Origin of the sequence: Chryseobacterium sp. SSA4.19 (assembly GCF_022601875.1) — a bacterium.
GTDB lineage: Bacteria > Bacteroidota > Bacteroidia > Flavobacteriales > Weeksellaceae > Chryseobacterium.
The window spans coordinates 21,585-45,293 of sequence record NZ_JAKVIP010000029.1 but is presented as its reverse complement, the minus strand read 5'-3'; the positions used below and the strand labels follow the sequence as shown (position 1 = coordinate 45,293).

The 23,709-nt window shown below is 38.8% G+C and carries 18 protein-coding genes; 10 read left to right on the top strand and 8 right to left on the bottom strand.

Going from position 1 to position 23,709, the window contains the following annotated elements; genetic code table 11:
* Positions 1 to 116: 116 nt before the first annotated feature.
* From MKJ01_RS16560 to ligA, 4 genes are all read right to left on the bottom strand, one after another.
* Positions 117 to 2,255: a S46 family peptidase gene (locus MKJ01_RS16560; protein WP_241615286.1), complete on the bottom strand. Its 2,139-nt coding sequence runs from the start codon at positions 2,253 to 2,255 to the stop codon at positions 117 to 119.
* Positions 2,256 to 2,510: 255 nt separating this feature from the next.
* Positions 2,511 to 2,687, bottom strand: coding sequence for a hypothetical protein (locus tag MKJ01_RS16555; protein ID WP_241615285.1), 177 nt, complete (start codon positions 2,685 to 2,687; stop codon positions 2,511 to 2,513).
* Positions 2,688 to 2,743: 56 nt separating this feature from the next.
* On the bottom strand, positions 2,744 to 3,154 hold the full coding sequence (locus MKJ01_RS16550) for an MgtC/SapB family protein (RefSeq protein WP_241615284.1): 411 nt from the start codon (positions 3,152 to 3,154) through the stop codon (positions 2,744 to 2,746).
* 125 nt (positions 3,155 to 3,279) lie between these two features.
* Positions 3,280 to 5,286, bottom strand: a complete 2,007-nt coding sequence (gene ligA, locus MKJ01_RS16545; RefSeq protein ID WP_241615283.1) for an NAD-dependent DNA ligase LigA — start codon at positions 5,284 to 5,286, stop codon at positions 3,280 to 3,282.
* A gap of 223 nt (positions 5,287 to 5,509) precedes the next feature.
* Here ligA and MKJ01_RS16540 point away from each other — a divergent pair, with 223 nt between their 5' ends.
* The 8 genes from MKJ01_RS16540 (at position 5,510) to MKJ01_RS16505 (ending at position 16,717) form a co-directional block, all read left to right on the top strand.
* Positions 5,510 to 6,256, top strand: a complete 747-nt coding sequence (locus MKJ01_RS16540) for a glycerophosphodiester phosphodiesterase family protein (protein ID WP_241615282.1) — start codon at positions 5,510 to 5,512, stop codon at positions 6,254 to 6,256.
* A 326-nt stretch (positions 6,257 to 6,582) separates the two neighbouring features.
* Positions 6,583 to 9,558 carry a SusC/RagA family TonB-linked outer membrane protein gene (locus MKJ01_RS16535; protein WP_241615281.1) on the top strand — a complete coding sequence of 992 codons (2,976 nt, stop codon included), beginning with the start codon at positions 6,583 to 6,585 and terminating at the stop codon, positions 9,556 to 9,558.
* Positions 9,559 to 9,569: 11 nt separating this feature from the next.
* Complete coding sequence (locus tag MKJ01_RS16530; RefSeq protein ID WP_241615280.1) at positions 9,570 to 11,021, top strand: SusD/RagB family nutrient-binding outer membrane lipoprotein; 1,452 nt, start codon at positions 9,570 to 9,572, stop codon at positions 11,019 to 11,021.
* A gap of 21 nt (positions 11,022 to 11,042) precedes the next feature.
* Positions 11,043 to 12,626 (top strand): calcineurin-like phosphoesterase C-terminal domain-containing protein, encoded by a 1,584-nt coding sequence (locus tag MKJ01_RS16525; protein WP_241632700.1) that lies wholly within the window; start codon positions 11,043 to 11,045, stop codon positions 12,624 to 12,626.
* Positions 12,627 to 12,804: 178 nt separating this feature from the next.
* Positions 12,805 to 13,518 carry a 3-ketoacyl-ACP reductase gene (locus tag MKJ01_RS16520; protein WP_241615278.1) on the top strand — a complete coding sequence of 238 codons (714 nt, stop codon included), beginning with the start codon at positions 12,805 to 12,807 and terminating at the stop codon, positions 13,516 to 13,518.
* Between the two features lie 253 nt (positions 13,519 to 13,771).
* Positions 13,772 to 14,590 carry a hypothetical protein gene (locus tag MKJ01_RS16515; protein WP_241615277.1) on the top strand — a complete coding sequence of 273 codons (819 nt, stop codon included), beginning with the start codon at positions 13,772 to 13,774 and terminating at the stop codon, positions 14,588 to 14,590.
* A gap of 436 nt (positions 14,591 to 15,026) precedes the next feature.
* Positions 15,027 to 15,854 carry a 50S ribosomal protein L11 methyltransferase gene (gene prmA / locus MKJ01_RS16510; protein ID WP_241615276.1) on the top strand — a complete coding sequence of 276 codons (828 nt, stop codon included), beginning with the start codon at positions 15,027 to 15,029 and terminating at the stop codon, positions 15,852 to 15,854.
* Between the two features lie 20 nt (positions 15,855 to 15,874).
* On the top strand, positions 15,875 to 16,717 hold the full coding sequence (locus tag MKJ01_RS16505) for an SH3 domain-containing protein (protein WP_241615275.1): 843 nt from the start codon (positions 15,875 to 15,877) through the stop codon (positions 16,715 to 16,717).
* Positions 16,718 to 16,764: 47 nt separating this feature from the next.
* Here MKJ01_RS16505 and yiaA read toward each other — a convergent pair whose 3' ends face one another.
* The 3 genes from yiaA to ahcY all read right to left on the bottom strand — a co-directional run bounded on the left by yiaA (position 16,765) and on the right by ahcY (position 19,889).
* Complete coding sequence (yiaA, locus tag MKJ01_RS16500) at positions 16,765 to 17,160, bottom strand: inner membrane protein YiaA (protein ID WP_241615274.1); 396 nt, start codon at positions 17,158 to 17,160, stop codon at positions 16,765 to 16,767.
* A 504-nt stretch (positions 17,161 to 17,664) separates the two neighbouring features.
* Complete coding sequence (locus tag MKJ01_RS16495) at positions 17,665 to 18,477, bottom strand: hypothetical protein (RefSeq protein ID WP_241615273.1); 813 nt, start codon at positions 18,475 to 18,477, stop codon at positions 17,665 to 17,667.
* Positions 18,478 to 18,575: 98 nt separating this feature from the next.
* On the bottom strand, positions 18,576 to 19,889 hold the full coding sequence (ahcY, locus tag MKJ01_RS16490; RefSeq protein ID WP_241615272.1) for an adenosylhomocysteinase: 1,314 nt from the start codon (positions 19,887 to 19,889) through the stop codon (positions 18,576 to 18,578).
* Positions 19,890 to 20,058: 169 nt separating this feature from the next.
* Here ahcY and MKJ01_RS16485 point away from each other — a divergent pair, with 169 nt between their 5' ends.
* Together MKJ01_RS16485 and MKJ01_RS16480 are read left to right on the top strand one after the other, a co-directional pair.
* Positions 20,059 to 20,583 carry a HugZ family protein gene (locus MKJ01_RS16485; RefSeq protein ID WP_241615271.1) on the top strand — a complete coding sequence of 175 codons (525 nt, stop codon included), beginning with the start codon at positions 20,059 to 20,061 and terminating at the stop codon, positions 20,581 to 20,583.
* 235 nt (positions 20,584 to 20,818) lie between these two features.
* Entirely contained in the window at positions 20,819 to 21,433 is a 615-nt protein-coding gene (locus tag MKJ01_RS16480; protein WP_241615270.1) for a 4'-phosphopantetheinyl transferase superfamily protein, read from the top strand.
* On the opposite strand, the gene MKJ01_RS16475 is transcribed toward MKJ01_RS16480, so the two are convergent.
* The gene (locus MKJ01_RS16475) at positions 21,414 to 23,696 is read right to left on the bottom strand and encodes an FUSC family membrane protein (protein ID WP_241615269.1); all 2,283 of its coding nucleotides are present in this window, start codon (positions 23,694 to 23,696) and stop codon (positions 21,414 to 21,416) included. The genes MKJ01_RS16480 and MKJ01_RS16475 overlap by 20 nt on opposite strands.
* Positions 23,697 to 23,709 lie beyond the last annotated feature (13 nt).

Sequence of the window (23,709 nt, the reverse complement as noted above, 5' to 3'; positions counted from 1 at the left end):
TTTTTTTTTTTTTTTTTTTTTTTTTTTTTTTCTTTTTTTTTTTTTTTTTTTTTTTTTCCCCCTCCCCCCCCCCCCCCCCCCCCCCCCGAAACTCTTTTACAGGGTAAGAGAAACTTTTATTTCACGACTTTCATTTCATCGATCAACCATTTGGAATCGGCAAATTTATCAATGATGAAAAGGATATATTTCGTGTCCACCATAATATTTCTGCTGAAACGAGGATCATAATTAATATCACTCATGGTTCCTTCCCATTGTCTGTCGAAATTTAGTCCGACAAGGTTTCCGTTGGCATCCAGTGCCGGACTGCCCGAATTCCCTCCTGTAGTATGGTTGGTCGCCGTAAATCCTACCGGAACATCACCGGATTTATCCTTATAATTTCCAAAATCTTTTGTTTGGTAAAGATCAATCAGCTTTTTGGGAACATCAAATTCATAATCTCCCGGAACATATTTCTCCATCACCCCGGCTAAGTGCGTCTGATAGCTGTAAGATACGGCATCCCTCGGTGAAGAGCCTTTTACTTTTCCATAGGTTACACGCAAGGTGGAATTGGCGTCCGGGAAGAACTTCCGGTTCTTATCCGTGGCCATCTGCTGTGCCATGTAGGTTTTCTGCAAAGCATCGATTTTTGTCTGCAAACCAGAGAACTGAGGATCTGCCTTCGTCATATACGTCTCTTTCATCGTCATCAACAGCTGATACACAGGATCCTTTTTTAAGGTTTTAATAAGCTTGTCCGGATTGGAGAACGCTTTGTCAATATCTTTGCTTAATGAAGCGCCGTTTACTTCAGACCTGCCTGTGATAATGGAATTTTTAGAAGCATTCTCAATAGTCTGAATATTTTTTGCTTCATCTTTATACTGATCGAAACCTGCCGGCAAAAACTGAGGGGCTGTTTTGTTGGCATATAAAGCCAGAAGCTTTGCGGTTACTTTCGCATCGAGCTCAGGATTATAATCTTTATAGAATGAAGTCAGTCTGCTTTTTAAAGAATTTGTGCCTTTTTCATCCATTCTCCCTGCTTCTATGGCAGTAATATAATTGGAATATAAATTGGCCAGAGTAAGTGTTTCCGCATTTCGGAGTACTTCCGTATAATAGGCATTATTCAGAGCATACGGCGCCTGGTCATTATACAATTTGTTCAGCTGATCCAGCGTAATTTTAACCTGTGTGTTTTTGGCAGCTAAAGAATTCTCATAAGTGGTCTTTTTAGCTACTGCGTTTGATTTTTTCAGACCTTCCACTTCTCCGATCCATTTTTTCCAGTAATTGGCTACGGAAGCATATTTGGATGCATATTGGATTCGTGTGGCATCATCCGCACGCATTTTTTCGTCAAGGGTTTTTAAGGCAACATCTCTCACAGCAATTCTGGCCGGATCGATCTCTTTCATGATTTTTTCGACGGCAATGGCCGGAAGATATTCCGTTGTCCTTCCCGGGAAACCAAATACGAAAGTGAAATCATTTTCATTTTTATCCTTGATGGAAACCGGGAGATAATGCTTTGGAATATATGGCACATTGTCTTTTGAATATTCTGCCGGCTTGTTATTTTTATCAGCATAAATTCTGAACATGGAAAAATCCCCCGTATGTCTTGGCCATACCCAGTTATCCGTATCTGAACCGAATTTTCCGATGCTTTGCGGCGGTGCCCCTACCAGACGAATATCTTTATAGGTTTCAATCGTAAAAGCATAGAATTTGTTCCCGTAATACATGGATTTTACGGAAACTGATTGGTAGGTCTGTACTTTCTGAGCGTTTTTATAGATCTCTATATTATTGGCGATTTTCTTTGAAAGTTCAGGCTCGGTAAGGTTGTCAGTACCTTCCAGGATTTGTGGTGTCACTTCTTTGATATCGACAATAAAATCGACGGTTACCCCCGGGTTCGGTAGCTCGCCGGTCATATTTTTTGCCCAGAAACCATTGGTCAGAAGGTCATTCTGGACGGTGGAGTGGTTCTGTATTTGTCCGTATCCGCAATGGTGATTGGTAAGCAGAAGCCCTTTCGGAGAAATAATCTCAGCCGTGCATCCGCCGTTGAACTGTACCACAGCATCCTTAATGCTGGGCTTTTGGGTATTAAAGATATCTTTGGCAGAGATTTTCATACCCAGTTCTTTCATTTCCTTTTCATTGAGTTCTGTTGGGATCCACATTCCGCCGTACTGCTGTGCAAAGGTCATTACAGCCGGTAAAAGGAACACCGATAGAAGTATCTTTTTCGTCATAATTAAATTTTGGCCTAATTTACAAAGAAAATGTGAGTTTCGGGGTCCGGTCTTTATATTTTACATTTTGAATTGATTGTAAATTGCTTCAAATCAAATTTTTGACAAAATTAGGATCACCAAACATATATGTCTGAATGATGCCGGCAAAGTAATTATATTGCATGGTAAACATTCCAGTATTGATACAAAACTGAAGAAAATATGATTACAGCTTAATTTGAATAAGCCGGCTATTGAAAGCTAAGTGAATCATTAAAACTGATAACCTGTTATTTTTTCATCTTCCATCAGGTCTTTCATTAATGCTTCATGACGAACACTTTTCCCCGTAACGATCCATGAAGTAGTAAGATGCCCATCTGTATACTGCTGTTTTGAAATGATGAATTTTAAACGATGTTTTTCAAAAAGTTTCTGGCAGTATGCCATATCATGATAATCAATGACGGTTATTCTGTATTCTCTGATCTTATGCTCCTTATCAATCAGCCTTCGAAAGAGGTGAGGGAACTTAAAATTAATAAGACCAGAAGCGTTCCCAGAACAGCCAGATAAACATACCCTGAACCTACAGCCATACCGATGGAAGCCGTTGCCCAGATAGTAGTAGCAGTGGTAATTCCGTCAATCTTACTGTCTCCTTTAAAAATAACCCCAGCTCCCAGAAAGCCAATCCCCGTAATGATATTGGCTGCGATCCGGTCCGGATCATCAACTCCAATCTTAATGGAAAGAATCGTAAACAGGCAGGATCGGAAACATATTAAAATGAAAGTACGTAAACCGGCAGATTTGTTTCGGTATTCCCGTTCTGCTCCGATCAGTATTCCCAGAATTACGGAAATTAAAATCAGCAGCAGTTCATTTTGAATAGAATGATCTTTTAAAAATTCCATTATTACCATTTAAGTTTCTCAGAATAAATGTAAGAAAAAATAAGTTTTACCGTTTATGCCCGAAATCATTTATTCATAGGAAATAAAAACAAAAAGACTGTCCGCAGACAGTCTTTAATAGAATTTCATTGCTTCTCTATCAAATCCAGAAACTGCTGCTCATCCAGAATTTCTATGGTTCCGATGGTTTGTGCTTTTTTCAGTTTGCTGCCGGCTTTTTCGCCGACAACCAAGTAGTTCAGGTTCTTGGAAACAGCTGAGATGTTTTTCCCGCCGTGTTTTTCCACCATGTCTTCGGCGGCTTCACGGGTAAATAGAGAAAGCTTACCGGTGAAAAGAAAGGTTTTTCCATCCAGGATATTGGAAATGAGTTCATTGGTGCTTTCACCTCTTTCAAGCTTGACACCATAGGATTTTAAGCGTTCGATCATTAAAATATTTTCGGAATTATTAAAGAAATCAACAATACTTACTGCGATTTTTGTCCCGATGTCTTCCACCTGGCAAAGTTCTTCCTCCGTAGCTTGAATAAGTTCATCAATGGTTGGGAAATTCTTCACCAGTTTTTTGGCAACGGTTTCCCCGACATGTTTGATCCCGATTCCGTACAATACTTTTTCAAATGGGATCTCCTTTGATTTTTCAATTCCTGAAATAATATTCTGGGCAGATTTTTCAGCCATTCTCTCCAGAGGCAGGATTTGTTCCTTCGTTAATACATAAAAATCAGCAGGATTTTCAATCAGCCGCTCCCTGTACAGCTGTTCAATGGTTTCGCTTCCCAGGTTTTCAATATTCAGAGCCTTTCTGGATACGTAATGGATCATTCTTCCAACAACCTGCGGAGGACAATGAAGATCGTTGGGACAGAAATGAATGGCCTGGTCTTCAATTTTTACCAGTTCCGTACCGCATTCCGGGCAGTTTTTAACGTACTCGATTTCTTTATTTTCAGGATTTCTTTTCTCAAGGTTTACAGCGATGATCTTCGGGATGATCTCACCACCTTTTTCCACATAGACAAAATCATGCTCATGAAGTCCGAGCTTTTTAATGATATCTTCGTTATGCAGTGATGCCCTTTTTACAATCGTTCCTGCCAATAAAACGGGTCTCAGGTTGGCAACAGGCGTAATGGCTCCGGTTCTTCCCACCTGATAGGAAACACTGATGAGCTCGGTTTCCACTTTTTCCGCCTTGAATTTATAGGCCATTGCCCAGCGTGGTGACTTTGCCGTATAGCCCAGCTGCCGCTGTTGCTTTATGGAATTGACCTTAAGAACGATACCGTCAATTTCGAAAGGCAGATTATGGCGTTCAATATCCCAGTAACTGATAAATTCCTTTACCTCATTCATGGTCTTGCACAGTTTAGCCTGCTGAGAGGTTTTAAAACCCCATGCTTTTGCTTTTTCCAGGACTTCCCAGTGGGTTTCTGCCGGGATTTCTTCGGAGACAAACTGATATAATACCGAAGAAAGTCCGCGTTTCCGTACTTCGCCGCTGTCCTGCATTTTTAAGCTTCCACTTGCGGTATTCCGGGGATTCATAAAAGGATCCAGACCGTCTTCTTCACGCTGCTGATTGATCTTATCAAAGTTTTTACGGGTCAGGTAAATTTCGCCCCGCATAAAAAAGTTTTCCGGGAAATCGCCTTTCAGTTTCAAAGGAATGTCAGAAATCGTACGCACATTAGAAGTAATTTCATCTCCCTGGAATCCGTCTCCCCGTGTGACAGCCTGTGCCAGTTTCCCGTTTTCGTAACGGATGGAAATGGAGGCACCGTCATATTTTAGTTCTGCCACAAATTCTACAGGGTCATTAACCGTCTTAATGATTCTCTTTTCCCAGTCCTCAAGATCATCAAAATCATAAGAATTATCCAGGGAGTACATCCTGAATTTGTGCTGAATAGTTGGGAAAACCTTTGTAACCCCGCCGCCGACACGTACGGTCGGTGAATTCTCATCATAAAATTCCGGATGTTTTGCTTCCAGGTCACGCAATTCTTCGAGCAGCATGTCAAAATCATAATCGGAAATGGAGGGCGCATCCAGAAGATAATAATTTTCGTTATGCTGATGCAGCTCTTTACGCAGGTCTTCTATTTTTTGTTGGATATTTTCAGGCATGGGGTTTCTGTCTTTTCAGCAAAAATAATTAAACTCATATCATTAAAAGAATAACGGAACCAAAAATATGAAGTCGAATTAAAATACTGTTAAAACTAATATGAACCGGAAAGAAAAAACTAATAATATCTTTGTATTTACAATCATTAAAAAAGATTTCAGCAATTAAGTACTATCTTTATCAAAAGATCGAAGGACTTTAATTAATTATCAGAATTATATTATGAAAAAAGTTATCTTAGGGTTAGCAATTGTAAGCACAATGGTCATGAAGGCACAAACCCGGATTATCGCACATAGAGGATATTGGCAGACACAGCCTCCAACCACTGAAAATTCCCTTAAATCACTAGAGAATGCACAAAAACTGAAAATTTACGGTTCTGAGTTCGATGTCAGAATGACGAAGGACGGTGTTTTGGTAGTAAATCACGATGAGCACCATTCAAAAATGGAAATTTCTGAAACCGGTTTTAAAGACCTCAAAAAAGTAGAGCTATCAAACGGGGAAAGTTTTCCGACCCTGAAAGATTATTTAAAGCAAGGTAAGAAAGACAAATCCTTGAAGCTGATTGTAGAAATCAAACCGGATAAAACAAAAGAGAAAGAAGATGAGCTGACTGCAAAAACAGTTAAAATGATCAAGGATATGAAACTTGATTCTCAGAGTGAATTTATTTCTTTCAGCCTGAATATCTGTAAGGAAATCAAACGGCTTGAACCGGCATTTAAAGTACAGTATTTGAACGGAGAATTATCACCTCAGCAGATCAAAGAAGAAGGATTGGACGGACTGGATTATCATTACAGTGTTTTTCAGAAAAATCCGACATGGATTTCAGAAGCAAATGCGTTAGGACTCATTACCAATTCCTGGACAGTGAATAATGTTACTATATACGAGGAACTGAAAAAACAGAACGTCGCTTTTGTAACGACTAATATTCCTGATCAGCTGATGAATAAATAGAATTTATACCTCATAACTTATAAAAGTCTGCCTTTTTAAGGGCAGGCTTTTTTGGTTTAAATACGAATTAATACATGATTTTTGATAAATGGTGGTATTTGTGTGGTATTTATTATTTTCTCTAAAAAAGACAATAAAAATAGGGATTAAAAATGGACTCTGCATATTAAAAATAGGTAATGGTTTTAACTTATTATGAGTCAAAAGCCTATAATTTTTGTTAATCATAAATTAATATTGTGTTTAATAATTATTTAATAAATGTTAAAATGATGTTAAACCAGTACTCATAATTACATTCTAATTTTGCGCAAACAAAAAAGGATATGCGTAAAGAGACACAGAAGCTGTTTGTTCTTTCGCTGCTAGGATTGGTAAGCATTAATCTTGCAGCTCAGGAAAAACCAAAGCGGGACACTATTAAAAATATTGATGAAGTTGTAGTAACAGCTTTGGGAATCAAAAGGCAGGACAGATCTTTAGGGTATGTGGCAGAAACCATTAAGTCTGAGGAATTACTTAGAACGCAGAACAATAACTGGTCGCAGGCACTGGAAGGAAAGGTGGCAGGCTTAAAAATTCAGACTGCCGGAGCCGGACCTTTGGGAAGTTCCATCATTAAACTGCGGGGTGATATTTCTATGAATCCCAGCGAGAATAATGCCCTTATCGTAGTAGACGGCGTACCGTTGAACAATAATACCACAGGAACCGGCTTCTCATCTTATGGAGCAGGGGCAAAAGCAGACTTGCCCATCGATTACGGAAATGGCATTAATACCATCAATCCGGACGATATTGAATCGATAACAGTGTTGAAAGGAGCTACGGCATCAGCCCTATATGGTTCCCGAGGTGCAGCCGGCGCCATTATGATTACTACAAAATCAGGAAAGAGCAGAAACGGTAAAGTACAGGTGAGCCTGAACTCCTATTCCAGCTATGATACGGTGTTGAAATGGCCGGATTACCAATACGAATACGGGCAGGGAACCCTGCAGAAAAATACGGCAGGAGAGTTTTATTATTCATACGGAGCTTCTGCGGATGGTGTCAATACAGGTTCTACCAGCAGCGCGTTCGGACCGAAGTTCGCAGGGCAATATTATTTCCAGTATGATCCCACAGTTGAAGGGCAGAGCGCAACAAGACAATTGTGGCGGCCGTATAAGGATAATATTAAAGGGTTTTGGGAAACAGGAACTACTTTCTCCAACAATGTTTCAGTAGAATCGTCTAACGAGAATACAGCTTTCAGATCATCATTGACGTATCTGAATAATGAATGGATGATGCCAAACACAGGATTCAACAGATTCACCGCAGCTTTTTCAGTAGATCATAAATTGAGTGAAAAATTAAAGATCGGAATTAAATTCAACTACAGCAAAACAAAAAGCGACAATCTGCCTGCAACAGGATACAGCAACCAGTCTATTTCCTACTTCATGATCTTCCAGAACCCGAATGTGGATCTTTCATGGTACAGGCCGGTCTGGAAAGCCGGAAAAGACCAGGTAGATCAGATCCATCCGTTCAGTTCATTCATTGATAATCCCTATCTGATCGCTTATGAAATGCTGAACGGCGTGGATAAAAACTTCATCACCGGAAATATAAATCTTAATTATAAAATTACCAAAAATCTTGATGTTTTAGTGAGATCGGGGTTGGAATTGAATAATGAATTGCGTACTCAGAAAAGGCCTTGGAGCTCTGCCAACTATCTTCAGGGAATGTACAGGGAACAGCATGTGAGACTGATGGATTTAAATAATGATGTATTGTTCAGCTATAAAAATACCTTTAATGAATTTGATTTCAGTGCATCGGTCGGAGGAAATATCCGCTATACGGAATATACAATGAATGATTATCTGGCAGAAGGATTATTAAAACCAGGCGTATATACGATGCCGAACGGAATTTCTACCATTACAAAATTTGCCAGACCTAATGATAAGCAGGTAAACAGTACTTACGCTTTAGCAACTCTGGCTTATCAGAATAAAATATTTTTGGATCTTACCGCAAGAAATGACTGGAGCAGTACACTTCCGCAGGAAAACCGATCATATTTCTATCCTTCGGCGGCAGCCTCCTTTATTCTTTCGGATATTTTCAAGCTGACTTCGGATAAGTTTAACTATTGGAAACTGAGAGCTTCATGGTCAAGAGTGGGGAATGATACGGACCCATATCAGTTGATTAAATATTATAATAACAGTGATTTTAACGGTTCTGTAGAATCTCCGTCATTATATCCGAACCCGAATCTAAGACCTAATATGATTACCACTATGGAAGGAGGGATGGAATTCAGTATTCTTAAAAACAGGATGAATTATACCATCACAGCGTATCAGAACAATTCCAAAGACCAGATTGTAAGAATACCTGTACTGTGGGAAACAGGTTACAGCACAAGGGTTATCAATACCGGGGAAGTAAGAAACAGAGGATTGGAAATGACGCTGAATACGTACCCCGTTAGAAATAAGAACTTCTCGTGGAGTGTAAATGCCAATTGGTCACTGAACAGGAATAAAATCCTTTCTCTGCCTGAAGAATTTAACGGCAATCCTTATACCATGGGCAGTGTCGGCGGAGTGGTTTATTACAATGCTTTTGTAGGGGGTTCACTGGGTGATATGTATGGGTACGGATTGATGTACTCTCCGGACGGACAAGTTATTTTCAATGCCAATGACGGGCTTACCGCAAAACCAACTGAGATGAAGAAAATTGGAAATGCTTATCCGGAATGGCGGGCCGGGATCCAGAACGAATTCAGATACAAAGGGATTACCGTAAGTTTCTCCTTTGACGGGCAGTATAAAGGAATGGCTTATTCCCAGTCGCACCATAAAATGACCGAACAGGGGAAACTTGGACATACATTAATCGGAAGGGAAAACCCGGGAGGTTTAATTGTTGGTGAAGGTGTCGTTCAGAATCCTGACGGTTCATTTTCTCCTAACACAAAAGCAATTTTACTGTCCGCCTATTATGGGGATTATTACAGAAGAGCAAACGTGGAGACCAATACCTTCGATACTTCCTTCATTAAATTAAGAGATGCCAGAATTTCCTATACTTTCCCGAGAAGTATTACTGAGCAGCTTAAAATTACAGATCTGACGCTGGCTTTATTCGGAAGAAATCTCTGGATGTGGACCAAGTTTCCGCTATTTGACCCGGAAGCAGCAACACTGAACGATAACCAAATCACCCCGGGAGTTGAAATGGGCCAGCTGCCGACAGCAAGAACGGTAGGAATTCAGCTTAATGTTAAATTTTAAAAGTTAAAAACATGAAAAAATTATTTTTACATACATTACTAATCGCAGGGCTAGGATATATACCGGTTTCATGCAGCAGGAACTTAGATGAGGTAAATATTGACAACAGCAGGATCAGCGAGCCTGTCGCTTCAAAACTACTGGTTCCGGTTCAGTATAACATGTCTGCAGTGAATTATATGAGGGCCAATGATTTCACATTTGATATCATGCAGGTGTCTCTTGATTTCCCGAACGAAGGCAATACGTTAAGCCGATATAACATTACGGAAAATACAGGTGCTGGTTTCTGGAACAACAGCTACAAATGGCTTAAGCAGGTAAAAGACATGAAGCTCGCCGCAGAACGGGATAACGATCCTAACTATATTGCCATTTCCATGGTGCTGAATGCGTGGATTTATTCCAATCTTACCGACACCTATGGAGATGTTCCGTTTTCTGAGGCTTCAAATTTGGACGAAGGAGTTTCGCAGCCGAAATTTGATCAGCAGAAAGAGATCTATGTTAAATTGTTAAATGATCTGAGAACGGCAAATTCATTATTTGTTACTACGAAAATGCTTACCGGATCTGATATTTTCTACAAAGCCGAAAGCGATGCCAACGGAATAGTTAACTGGAAGAAGTTCTGTAATTCACTTTCTTTAAGGCTGCTGACCAGGATTTTAAATAAAGACGGGGAAGTTAATGTTAAAGAAAGGATTCTTGAAATTATAAATGACCCAGCCAAATATCCTGTTTTTCAAAGTAATGCAGAAACGGCAAAAGTGAATGTAACAGGAGTGGCACCGCTTCTTCCGCCGATTGCAAGACCTCAGGATTTTACAACGGGAAGAGCTGCTTCCACATTTTTTGTAGAAACTTTAAAATCCAACAATGACCCGAGACTCGCTTTGTTTTTCGGCCAGGCAAAAAGTATTCCGGGCAATGCGAATATCGGATATAAAGGAGCTCCTTCAGGCTATGCTTACGGAACAACGTTTGATTACCAGCCTTCCAACATGAACCAGAACCTAGCGAAAGCCCCTTTGAATATTCTGGTATATCCTTATGCTGAGCTGCAGTTTATTCTTTCGGAGCTGGCATTTAAAGGAATTATTCCGGGCAGCGCACAGGCATATTACGAAAATGGAGTAAAGGCAACCATAGAACAATGGGGGGCCACGGTGCCTGCTAACTATTTTACCAATCCCAATGTGGCTTATAATGGAACGCTGGAGAGAATTATGCTCCAGAAATATGTGGCTTTATTCTTTGTAGACCAGCAGCAGTGGTTTGAAAAAAGAAGAACGGGATTCCCTGTACTTCCTAATAACGGAGGTCTTTTAAACAATGGGATCATGCCTTCAAGGCTGATGTATCCTCCCAATCCAAGAGTTTTAAATACAAACAATTACCAGGCAGCGGTCCAGCAGATGGGTGGTGATAATATCAATGTAAAAGTCTGGTGGAATAAATAATCAATAAAAAGTAGAAATATAATGAAAATGAAATTTTTAATGCCTTGCCTCCTGATTTCAGCAATGGCTTTCTCACAGGCTTCCGTTTCAGGATATGTGTATGAAGACGGCAACAGCAACCAAAAAAAAGAAAACCGCGAAAAGGGAATTGAAGGAGTAGCGGTTTCTAATGGAGTCCAGGTAGTTCTGACGGATAAAAACGGCAGATACAGCCTTCCGGTACAGGAAGGCCAGACGGTCTTCGTCATTAAGCCTTCTGGATATATGACACCGGTTAACGGAAATAATCTTCCTCAGTATTATTACCAATATAAGCCGAAAGGTTCTCCGGCTGATTTTAAGTATAAAGGGACAGCTCCTACGGGGGAACTTCCTAAAGAAGTGAACTTTGCCCTACATAAGCAAAATGAAAATAAGAACTTTGATATCCTGGTATTCGGAGATCCGCAGCCATACACCGAAAAAGAACTTGATTATTTCAAAAGAGGAATTGTAAACGAGGTAAAAAATACCAAAAAGAATGCGTTGCTGGGGATCAGCCTCGGAGATTTGGTGGGAGATAATCTGAGCCTGCAGAAACCTTATGCGGATGTCATGAAAGAAATAGGATTGCCTTGGTATAATGTGATGGGGAACCACGATATGAATTATGATGCCAAAGAAGACCTGCTTTCAGATGAGACCTTTGAATCCAATTTCGGTCCTGCCAACTATTCCTTCAATTACGGAAATGTACATTTCATTATTCTGGACGATATTTTATATCCTGACCCGAGAGACGGCAAAGGGTATTGGGGAGGATTCCGTGAAGACCAGCTGAAGTTTATCGAAAATGATTTAAAACTGGTTGATAAAAATAAACTGATTGTTGTATCATTCCATATTCCTTTAGAACATACTAATGAAGATAATTTCAGGAATTCTGACCGTCAGAAATTATTCGATTACCTTGCTCCGTTTCAAAATGCATTGCTTCTGTCAGCCCATACGCATATTCAGCAGCAGATCTTTTACGGAAAGCAGGCCGGATGGAAAGGAAATAAAGACCTTCATGAGTACAATGTAGGAACTACCTGCGGCGACTGGTATTCCGGAACGGCTGATGAGATGGGACTGCCAACTTCCACCATGCGTGACGGAACGGCCAAAGGATATTCATTCATCAGTTTTAATGATAATCAGTATAAGGTTAAATACAGAACTGCCGGAAAGCCTGAAGACTACCAGATTAAAATGTATATGCCGAAAGTTATTCCTTTCCCATCCAAAACCTCAGCTAAAATAATGGCCAATTTCTTTATGGGAAGCCGAAAAGATAAAGTAGAATACAGGATTGATAACGGTGCTTGGGAAATTATGGAATATGACGAAACCATAGATCCGAACTTTGCCCTTTCAGTCTTTAAATGGGATGCTACGCAATCTATTTTTCCGGGAAGAAGGCCATCCAACCCCGAAATGTCAAAGCATATCTGGACAGCTGGATTTCCTAAAAAATTATCATTGGGAAAACATAAAGTAGAGGTAAAGGCTTCAGATATGTACGGCAATCAATTCAGCACTTCAGAAGAATTTGAGGTTCAGAACCCGGTTCTCATTCCTTAATTTTTTTATTTTTTACTATACTTTCAATTAAAACCGGTTCTTTTTAAGCCGGTTTTATTCATGTGACATATTTAATGAAATAGACTCTTTGAATAGGGATCTTTACTAAAAACATTCGTATTCATTCGCATTAAAAAATTACCTTTTGTAAATTTGTACCATATAAAACAATAGTAAAATGAATATAAACGGAAAGAGTGCCGTAATTACCGGTGGTGGAAGAGGATTGGGTAAAGCAGTTGCCTTAGCGCTGGCTAATGAAGGGGTACATATCGGAATTACAGGCAGAAATGAAGAGAATCTTAAAATGACCGTTGATGAAATCCGGAAGTTAGGTGTCAATGCAACATATGCAGTTTTCAGCATTGATAACGAAATCCATGTAAAAGCCGGAATTGAATCCCTTGCAGAGCAATTGGGAGGAATTGATATTTTAATTAATAATGCGGGCATCGGTGATTTCGGATCCATTGAAGAAATGCCTTCCGAAACCTGGGAACAGGTCATTAAGACGAATCTTTTCGGAGTATATTATGCCTCTAAGGCTGCGCATCCGTTCCTGAAGGCAAAAGGAGAAGGTGATGTCATCAATGTCGCTTCAACAGCCGGACTTAAAGGAGGTCCGAATATGTCAGCGTATGCGGCTTCAAAAGCGGCCGTGGTTTCACTATCTCAGTCCATGATGGCAGAATGGAGAAAGCAGAATATCCGCGTTGTTACCCTTACGCCAAGCACTATTGCATCAGATATGTCAATCCAGGGAGGGCTGACCGATGGAAATCCTGAAACGGTTCTCCAGCCGGAAGATTTTGCAGAATGGGTACGTGATATCCTCAAAATGAACAGAAGAGCATTAATTGCCAACGGTTCTATTTTCTCTACGAATCCGTAAACGTCAATGTCTAATATTTCAGAACTTAATCCATAAGGCGGGCTTTAGCCCGCTTTCATTTTAAACTGCTAAGCATTTATTTATGATAATACTAAGGGATAAATGATTTTTATAATAATCTCTAAGTAGAAAGTATTATGATCTTATAATATGGTAAAAGCTAGATTTATATTTGAGAAATTGAAATTTTAACGAGTTTTTTATTAATTGTAATCTTTTTTGTATATTTTTGTGCCCATTTTAAAAAATATTTATGAAAAAAAATTATTTATTAGTTCCAATTCTATTCTTCTTTGCATCATGTTCAAATGGTGATGATGACATTAACCAAAACGAAAATAATAATGGGAATACTCCTGTTCTGGTTACTAAAATTGTATCTGGAGGAGAAACAGCGACTATCTCTTACGATGGCACAAAAATCACTGAAATAAAATATACAGGAGGAGATACAAGAAAGTATATATATACGGGCAACCTCATTACGCAAATTACTGATACTGAAGGTGGAAGTGTTTTAGAGACCGCTGTATTAACGTATGATACCAGTAGCAGATTAAGTAAGCAAGTTATCAACCACACAGGCAGCTCTACCTACACTACAACAATTAACTATACTTATATTACCAATAATAATGTAAAAATTGTAGAAACAACAGTAAACCCATCATATAGCTATACAAAAACCCATACCAGAGATGCTTTGTTAAATACTGATAACTCCTTAAAAGGCTGGACAGCCACTGTCACAGAAACTCAGCCATCAGGAACAAATACAGGAACAGGTACACTAATTGGAGTTGCTTATGACTCTTCTAATTCTCCGTTTAAAAATGTAACAGGATATCAAAAAATCATTGATGCTGAAGGTATGACCGGCTCTACCCACAATCTTGTAAATTACAGTGATAAAGTTGGCTTTACAAATGGGGACTGGGAAACAACAATTTTTTCTTCTACTTTTGAATATAATTCTTCTGATTACCCTACAAAAGAAACAAAAAAATACAAAGACCAAAACGGGACTTTATATTCTACAGAAATCACTACGTACGAATACAATCATTTATAAGTATTTTAATTTTTTTAGGAAAATAAAATAAATTCAATTTATCTATTTGATAATCAATATTCTGAATTTTACTATTAGAATTTTGAGCCCATTTGTAAAATGCTGATTTTTATTTTTGAATCAACTTTTTATAGTAATAATAGATATAGTAAAGTTTTTTCTCCGTGAAAACATTTTAATCATAAGATATAGACAGATGCTTTATTATAAAGCATCTGTCTTCATATAAAATTCTTAACCCTATTAATATGAATTGTAGTGAAAAAATTGCATTGATAGAATGTCCATTAAAAGAACATCATTCAGGAGTAAATAAGACATTTCTTATTTACAAAAGGTGATTATGGTTAATAAACCGACCGGATTTCTTGGGCATTAACAAACATATTTTACTTTTAGACAGGTTTATTATTTATTTTTGCAGTAAATTATTCACATGCAACATTATTTAGAATTCAATTTTAAAATATCTCCGCTTCAGCCATGGAACGAAATATTAATGGCCGAGCTCATCGAAATTGGTTTCGACAGCTTTACAGAAGAAATCGATGGGATTTTAGGATATATTCAGAAAGATTTATTGGACGAAGAGCGATTAAAAACCCTTCCGCTTTTCGCGAATGAGAATGTAAAGATTGAATATACATTCCATGAAATGCCGAACATCAACTGGAATGAAGAGTGGGAAAAGAATTTTGAACCTATTAATATTGATGATAAAGTCATGATCAGGGCAGAATTCCATGAATCTGTTCCGGGAATGCATGAAATCATCATCCAGCCGAAAATGTCTTTCGGGACAGGACATCATCCAACGACCCATCTCATGATCCAACAGATGATGGATATTGATTTTACTGATAAAAAAGTTCTTGATATGGGCTGTGGGACTTCTGTATTGGCAATTTACGCAAAACAGCGGGGAGCCGGCGAAACCAAGGCTATTGACATTGATGAATGGTCGGTTGAAAACTCCAAAGAGAATGCAGAAAGAAACGGAGTAGAGCTGGACATCGAGCAGGGAACCGCTGAAAATTTGGGTGAAGAAAAGTATGATGTCATCTTAGCCAATATCAACAGGAATATTCTGATTTCCGATATTCCGACGTACGTCAACGTATTAAATGAGGGCGGACAATTGCTGCTTTCAGGATTGTGCTTCTTTGATGTGGACGATATTCTGGAAGTCTGCAAAGAAAGCGGGCTTGCATTGAAAAAACAGCTTCAGCGGGAAGAATGGGTAATCTTATTGCTTGAAAAATAATAATTTAGGATGATTATAATATGAAACCTTTATTCACTTTCTTATTGGTATGCATTCTTCAGCTTTTTGCTGCGCAGCAAGAAGAATATGTTTACACAAACGGTATTTTTGATTTTGAAGAAAATAAAACACAAAAGGTATTTACCGATTTGGCAAGGATCAGAAATTCACCTGATCCCCACAGCCGGATTGCAGATTCTTTACATACCAATCAGCAGGTTGTGATTCTCAAAAAAGGAAATGCCATTTTAAAATTAGGGGAAAGAGCGGCCCATTGGTACAAAATATCATATCAGAAAGAAAGTGAAACAAAAGAAGGCTATATCTGGGGCGGAAATCTTGCAATCGGGTACCGGAATAAAAACGGCTATGATTTTCTTTTCGGCCTTTCTAAAACCATTGACCGAAAGGATAAAGAATTTAATCAGGTCTATCCACAGAATATTGCTGCGGTTAAAGTTTTGGCAGGGAATCAGCTGATTGATGAAATGTCTTTCGATACCGGTTCTCAGGAAAGCCTCAGTTATGCAACCTTCACCATAGAAAGTAACCATCAGTTAAAAAATGTGGAGTGTACTTTAAAAGCATCGGTTTCAGGGGAAGCTTGCGGAATCGCAGGTTATGATCAGTATATTCTGTTCAGGAATAAAAAACTCATTGCACTTCCGCAGCTGATGAATGTCGGGGATGCTGATGTCTATTATCATAATGAGAAATTTATTTTCCCAAATGACAAAGGCGGAATGCCTAATGCTTTTATGTTGAAAATGGAAGAAATGGAGAAGGATGATCAGGAGAGGGAGAAGAAGAAAAAATCTTCAAAAACCTATCTTTGGGACGGAAACGCCTATAAGCTGAAATAAATCCGATAATAAAAAAATAAACTCTCCTGATCGGGAGAGTTTATTTTTTATTCCTGGTTCATCATATTGTCCCGGGTATTTTTCTGAACGGCTATGGCTCCGAAAAGTGCGAGTAAAAAAGCGAATCCGTAAAAACCTTTCTCACTGGGCAGAATCGTCGCATTCCATAATCCGATCGCAAGTAAAACGATTGATGACAGGGTAGCAAACCAGCAGATCCCATAGTATATATCGGTAACTTTAATATTTTCCAATCGGTCACGGACTGCTTTCTGGAGAGAAACCACTGCAAATAAACCGTATAAAAGAATAGTGAAATAATATCCTTTTTCATTAAGCTGCATTTCCGCTCTGGCAAGGCCTACTATAAAGCCGATCATTCCTGCTCCCAATGCCACCCAAGATGCTGCGATAAATGCATTAGATACATTTTGTTTTTTCATTGATTAATAATGTTTTTGTTAAAGACATTAAATATATCATTTTTATTTCAATGTCTGTAGCAACTGAAATCCTGATATTTTATTGTGCCGTATGATTTTTTGCGAATTCGCTATTGTACATATTGTAAAAGAAAAGTTTCATCACAATAATTAAAGGCTTCAGGATCTGATGTAATGATGTACAGGAGCGGAATAAATTAGCATGAAAGTTATCTCTCACAGACTGTGATGATACAAATTCAGATAAAAATCTGCGCAATCTCTTAAATCTGCGAGCGAATATTTAAAATAGGGTTAAATGGGTTACTAGATTCAAAAATTGCATCTTTAAAAGAATCTAAAACAATACACATTCATTGATGAAAAACCGTACAGTTTCCCAGCCCGGATAGCAGCGGTTATCCCGCAATGGAAAGGATAAGCAAAGGCATGAGGAGTATGAGCGGATAGCCGGAACAAGCTCCTTAAAACAAAAAAACTCCCCAAAATTGGAGAGTTTTATCATTATTGGGTTATGTATTCATAATTGTATTTAACAGATATACTGCCGTCGGCTTCTTTTCCGATTACCTGAGTTGGCAATTGTAAGTTGTTGTACTGGATTTCAAAAGTGATATTTTGACTTGGAATCCAGTTTCCTTCGTTATCTTTATAGCTTATTTTCTCTGTAGTGTAGTTATTGGGACTTAGAACATACGCTCCACCCATGGTCGTTCTGATGTATTTATTAATGTAAGAAAAAGGATTCAGTTTATTATCGTAAGAATATTCACTTTTGGTAGCGAAAGAGAATGCACCTCCGTTTACAGAAGTTTCTGATGAAATATTTTCTCCGTTGTACGTGTATGAAGAAGTACTTGGATTCGTGCAATCCGCCGACTGGCATAGGGTGTGACCAGTCACTTTACCGCTGCTGTAGGAATATGTTATCGTCCTGTTATAATTTGGGTTGCTGTAAACGGATTTCAATGTTGTCAGCTGCTCACCGTTATACGTATAGGTTGAATAGTAGTCCAGAGTACCATTAGGGTTATAATAATTTGTCTTAACCGGTTTCCCTGCTGTATCATATTCAAAGACGGCAGTTCTTCCTTCTGATATCGTTTTGATTACCTGCTTCTGGCTGTTATATTCTAACGTTGCCACATTGGTCTCAGGACTTGTAGGATTATCATAATAAACCGTTGTAATTTTACTTAACAACGCCGGAGGTCCGGCTAAAGGATCAGTGATAAGCATATCATTGTCAACATTGCTGCTACATCCTGTAAAGAAGATTGCTGAGCTCAATACACCCAGCAGGAAACATTTTTTCATTTGATTGATTTTCGTCTGCAAAAATAAGCAATATTAAGATCTCTAAACAAAAAGCTCCCCGGAAAAACCGGAGAGCTTAGATTTTTGCTAATTGCTAATTAATATCTGTAGTATTCAGGTTTAAACGGACCTTTTACATCGACACCAATATAGTCAGCCTGTTCCGGAGAAAGGGTTTCCAGCTCAACGCTTAATTTTTTAAGGTGAAGGGCAGCCACTTTTTCATCCAGATGCTTAGGAAGCATATAAACTTCGTTTCCGTACGCTTCAGAATTGGTCCACAATTCGATCTGGGCTAACGTCTGGTTTGAGAAAGAGTTAGACATTACGAAACTTGGGTGACCTGTTGCACATCCTAAATTTACCAGTCTTCCTTCTGCAAGGATGATTACTTCTTTACCTTCAATGGTATAAATATCAACCTGTGGTTTTACTTCAGATTTAGTATGACCATAGTTTTCGTTCAGCCATGCCATATCGATTTCGTTGTCGAAGTGACCGATGTTACAAACGATCGCTTTGTCTTTTAATTTTAAGAAATGCTCTTTTCTTACAATGTTGAAGTTACCTGTGGTCGTGATTACGATATCAGCATTATCAACTACCGTATCCAATCTTTTCACTTCGTAACCGTCCATAGCAGCCTGTAAAGCACAGATCGGATCAATTTCAGTTACGGTAACGATAGAACCGGCTCCTCTGAAAGAGGCTGCAGTACCTTTACCTACGTCTCCGTATCCGCAAACCACCACTCTTTTTCCGGCTAACATAACGTCTGTCGCTCTTCTTACCGCATCCACTGCAGATTCCTTACATCCGTATTTGTTGTCAAATTTAGATTTGGTTACGGAATCGTTAACGTTGATGGCAGGCATTACCAAAGTTCCGTTCTTCATTCTCTCGTACAATCTGTGAACTCCGGTAGTAGTCTCCTCAGAAAGTCCTTTGATATCTTTTGTAAATTCAGGGTATTTATCAAAAACCATGTTCGTTAAATCTCCTCCGTCATCCAGAATCATATTTAACGGCTTTCGGTCTTCTCCGAAAAATAAAGTCTGCTCGATACACCAGTCGAATTCTTCTTCGTTAAGACCCTTCCATGCATAAACAGGAATTCCGGCAGCAGCAATGGCAGCGGCAGCATGGTCCTGGGTAGAGAAAATATTACAAGAAGACCAGGTAACTTCAGCACCCAAAGCGACTAAAGTCTCAATAAGTACGGCAGTCTGGATGGTCATGTGAAGGCATCCTGCGATTCTTGCCCCTTTTAACGGCTGAGACGGTCCGTATTCTTCTCGGATTGCCATCAAACCGGGCATTTCCGCTTCTGCAAGAGTAATCTCTTTTCTTCCCCATTCTGCAAGGGTAATGTCCTTAACTTTATAAGGAACGTATTGTGTTGTAGTACTCATATGTAAATGAATAGGTTTAAATTCAATGATAGTAAGAATGCAAAATTACAATTAATAATTAAGATATAAAAACAGTTAAGCCATATCGGATTAATGATATTTTACATAAAATAAAATTATTTTTATTTATTCTAAATAGATTATTTTTAACGGGAAAAATAAATCTATTATGAATCATAGGACAGAAGAAGCTAAAAAAGCTGCAAAACCATTGACCCCGAAAATAAACGAACTGATCGAAAGAAGCAAAAGTATAATTCTGGCAACCCTGGATGCTGAAGAGACTCCAAATTCCAGCTATGCGCCATTTGTATATATCGACAAGACCTTCTATATTCTGGTTTCCTTTATGGCAAAACATACACGGAATCTGGCTGACGGAAGAAAAACGTCCGTAATGCTTATCGAAGATGAATCTGCCACAAAGCAGATTTACGCACGTGAAAGATTAACTTTTGAAGCTTCAGCATCACAGATAGAAAGAGATTCCGAAATCTGGAATCACGTAATTCCTTTGTTAAAACAAGCCCATGGCAAAGTCATAGAGGTGATCGCAGAAATGAAAGATTTTATTCTGATCGGTCTGAATCCCATGAAAGGTTCTTATGTAAATGGTTTCGGAAGTGCTTATTTTGTGAATGAAGACTTAGAGGTTCTTGAGCATAGAAATGACCAGAATCACCAAGCGAAATAATTTTTGAGTAAAGCAATAATAAAAATCTGACATCGTTCAATTATTTATGTTATATCATAATTCACTTAGATCCGTGGCATTTAAGTGAATTTTTATTTACAATAATTTCCATAATTTTATATACATTAATGAAGTTTTTAAGTAAGAGAATAAAAATAAACGACCACATACGTATCTTCACACTTTCAGCTTTCAGCCAATTTTTTTTCACTAATTTTATCCAATAAATTAATCAATGCCACTGTACAGAGACTTTTCGGATGACAATGCCACAATTCTCATATGGAAATATGATGAAACGGAAGATCTGGATATTCACCAGCTTTTAGAGCCCGAGAATGCCGAAAAGGTAAAAGACTATCATCCGAAAAAGCTGCTGGAAGTATTGATGGTGCGCAAACTTCTGAAAGGACTGAAGCCTCATGCAAAAATTTTATATAAAGAACGGGAACCCTTTCTTTCGCCCAGAGATGCGGAAATTTCCATAACCCATTCTTTTCCTTTTGCTGCCATAGCCGTTTCTAAAAATAAGATAGGGATCGATCTTGAAAAGTTCAGTCCTAAAATCTTAAGGGTAATCGACAAATTCACCTATGAGAACGAAAGAGGTTTTATCCCCTTTGATAATGAAGTGACATTCTATACAATTATCTGGAGCGTAAAGGAAAGTATGTATAAAATTCACCATTCCAAGCACTGGTCTCTTAAAAAGCATTACGAGGTAAAGCCTTTTGAACTTAAACATCTGCATCATATCAAATGCAGAGTCCATGATGATCATATTTCTGATGAATTTAAAGCAAGAGTGGAGTTTTTCGATGATTTCTGTTTTACGATTGTTGAGGAGTAGGTTCCATGATTTCCTGGCTCTTTGATTCGCTTTTGTATTTTTCGATTACTTTTCTCTGCTCTTTGGCCACATCATAAATCAGTTCCAGCACGTCATGGATATTTTTAAGTTCGGTAACGTGTGAAATTTTATCAGGATCTCTTACATCATAGCCTTCATTTTCGATCAGCTCTGTCTTTCTTTTTAAAATAAGATCATCAAGAGAAGAATCTTCCGGCTCGATACGGCTTTCCATATTTAATGTTTCCGTAATTTTATCACCGTTCAGAAGATTGACAACCTTCTGCATTTCTGCCTCAATTTTCCGGCTCCAGCCTTCGGCATCAATTTCAGGATATTTTTCATCATCTTTCACATATTGGGAAAGAGAAGCAGTATAGGCTGTCATCAGGTGGGAAGTAGCCACAAACTGGTGTACCACTTCCAGTTTTTTCTGCTGGTTTTTAGGTTCGGAAATCATTCTCTGAAAATTATCCGAAAGATTGGCTAATGATATAATGGCATTTTTCCGCTTCACCTTATATTCCTCAAGGTCGAAATGTTCCTCCAGAAATTTGGAAATCACGCTTTGAAAATATATTAAGTTCGATTCCGCAGATTTTTTCATCAGGTCCAGATTCTGGGTGTGCTCCCAGACCGGAAGTACGATATAAGCTACTACTGATGTGAGCACGGCAGCTATGGCCGTATCGACAATTCTGTCCCTGAAGATGATATTTACTTTTCCGGGGCTCAGGAAATTAAAGCTCAGGAATACATAAATGGTCATAAAGAGGACGGCCCAGAAATATTTTCCTTTCAGAAAGCTGAAACACATAATCATGCTTAACAGGAGAATGGTGAACAAGGCTTCATTGACATGGATATAATGTAAAATTCCATAGGCAATCACCGCTCCGGCAATGGTTCCGTACAGCCTCAGCAGGTTCCTTTTCTTAGTAATGGAGTAGGCGGGCTTTAAAATGGCAACAATGGTAATTAAAATCCAATAGGTATGCCCAATACCCAAAAGCTGGAATAAGGAAAACGTATACCCGATAAGCAGTGCAATGGTAATCCGTAAAGCATGCCGGAAATGAGAGGAGGAAAAAGAAATGTTATTTCTCAAAACTCCGAAATTCAGCTTTTCTTCATTCGGCATGAATTTCTTCAGATCCAGTCCTGTAGAAAGGCTTTTTGCCAACTTTATATTTTGTGAGAAGACCTTGTAAATTTCATTGATTTCTTTAGTGATTTCATTGATGCGCATCAGGATCTGTCGAAGAACCATAAAGTCCTCTAAGGTATCAGGAGAAATATGCTTGTTTCTGAGATCGAAATAATGTCGGTTGAGATTTCCCAGTTCATTTTCGAGATCAAAAAGCGGCTTTGCTCTTGTTCCTATCTGAAGAGAAATACCGATGTTGGTGATTTCTTCAGCCAGCAGATTCAGGTAGTCATGAACCGTTACCAGGATCATGGTATCTCCGAAGCTTTGCTGTAATTTCTGATAATCACTTTCCGAGGTCATCAGCTTCTCATGAAGATCCAGTGAATTCAGAAACATCAGCATCAGTAATCGGCTGGTCGTGGTTGATTCATTAACGATCGTCCGGGTTTTAAATACAGTTTCCCGGGTTTCTTCCTGAAGGTTTTTTATTTCGATCTGCTTGGCAATAACCTGTGTGGTCAGTTTATCAAAATCAGGGTTTTTCTGGTAATGATTGGCTTTTATTTTTAAAAATTCTGCCAGCTGAAGATAATTTTCACCGATCATCTGGCTGGCCAGCTTATAAGGCTGAATGGTTGTGACAATTAAAAAGATCAGCAGAAACCAGATGCAGCCGGAAGCAAAAATCAGAAGGCTTTTGAAGATATCGGCTCCTGTAAGGTGTCCGTCAATAAAGATCGCCATAACCACCAGAGACAGTGAGCCTACAGCCGCCAGCCTCTGTCCGTACACTCCTATCAAAGAAAAAAACATCCCGAAGACGATGATTTCAGCAAAGACAAGTATTTTCAGGTGCATCACCAGGCTGGCAATCGTCGCAACAAAGACAAAGCAGATAATGGCAAAAGTCAGGGCATTTCTTCTCCTGATGAAAGGGCCCGGTTGGTCGGTCAGCGCCACGAAGCTGGTACCGAGGGGGAAAAGAAAATATTCTTTAAGAATGCCGAAATGGGCGAGAACAAGACATGGCAGAACGGTGGCCAGCGTAATCCTGATGGCAGAATATACATACTGGCTGGTCACGAATTTTTTAAGCTCTGCAGAATAGTTCATTGTACAAAAATAA

What these genes read in the sequence shown, in the direction of transcription:
- MKJ01_RS16560 (WP_241615286.1), bottom strand. Translation starts at nt 2,255, where the DNA reads ATGACGAAAAAGATACTTCTATCGGTGTTCCTTTTACCGGCTGTAATG.
- MKJ01_RS16555 (WP_241615285.1), bottom strand. Translation starts at nt 2,687, where the DNA reads ATGGCATACTGCCAGAAACTTTTTGAAAAACATCGTTTAAAATTCATC.
- MKJ01_RS16550 (WP_241615284.1), bottom strand. Translation starts at nt 3,154, where the DNA reads ATGGAATTTTTAAAAGATCATTCTATTCAAAATGAACTGCTGCTGATT.
- ligA (WP_241615283.1), bottom strand. Translation starts at nt 5,286, where the DNA reads ATGCCTGAAAATATCCAACAAAAAATAGAAGACCTGCGTAAAGAGCTG.
- MKJ01_RS16540 (WP_241615282.1), top strand. Translation starts at nt 5,510, where the DNA reads ATGAAAAAAGTTATCTTAGGGTTAGCAATTGTAAGCACAATGGTCATG.
- MKJ01_RS16535 (WP_241615281.1), top strand. Translation starts at nt 6,583, where the DNA reads ATGCGTAAAGAGACACAGAAGCTGTTTGTTCTTTCGCTGCTAGGATTG.
- MKJ01_RS16530 (WP_241615280.1), top strand. Translation starts at nt 9,570, where the DNA reads ATGAAAAAATTATTTTTACATACATTACTAATCGCAGGGCTAGGATAT.
- MKJ01_RS16525 (WP_241632700.1), top strand. Translation starts at nt 11,043, where the DNA reads ATGAAAATGAAATTTTTAATGCCTTGCCTCCTGATTTCAGCAATGGCT.
- MKJ01_RS16520 (WP_241615278.1), top strand. Translation starts at nt 12,805, where the DNA reads ATGAATATAAACGGAAAGAGTGCCGTAATTACCGGTGGTGGAAGAGGA.
- MKJ01_RS16515 (WP_241615277.1), top strand. Translation starts at nt 13,772, where the DNA reads ATGAAAAAAAATTATTTATTAGTTCCAATTCTATTCTTCTTTGCATCA.
- prmA (WP_241615276.1), top strand. Translation starts at nt 15,027, where the DNA reads ATGCAACATTATTTAGAATTCAATTTTAAAATATCTCCGCTTCAGCCA.
- MKJ01_RS16505 (WP_241615275.1), top strand. Translation starts at nt 15,875, where the DNA reads ATGAAACCTTTATTCACTTTCTTATTGGTATGCATTCTTCAGCTTTTT.
- yiaA (WP_241615274.1), bottom strand. Translation starts at nt 17,160, where the DNA reads ATGAAAAAACAAAATGTATCTAATGCATTTATCGCAGCATCTTGGGTG.
- MKJ01_RS16495 (WP_241615273.1), bottom strand. Translation starts at nt 18,477, where the DNA reads ATGAAAAAATGTTTCCTGCTGGGTGTATTGAGCTCAGCAATCTTCTTT.
- ahcY (WP_241615272.1), bottom strand. Translation starts at nt 19,889, where the DNA reads ATGAGTACTACAACACAATACGTTCCTTATAAAGTTAAGGACATTACC.
- MKJ01_RS16485 (WP_241615271.1), top strand. Translation starts at nt 20,059, where the DNA reads ATGAATCATAGGACAGAAGAAGCTAAAAAAGCTGCAAAACCATTGACC.
- MKJ01_RS16480 (WP_241615270.1), top strand. Translation starts at nt 20,819, where the DNA reads ATGCCACTGTACAGAGACTTTTCGGATGACAATGCCACAATTCTCATA.
- MKJ01_RS16475 (WP_241615269.1), bottom strand. Translation starts at nt 23,696, where the DNA reads ATGAACTATTCTGCAGAGCTTAAAAAATTCGTGACCAGCCAGTATGTA.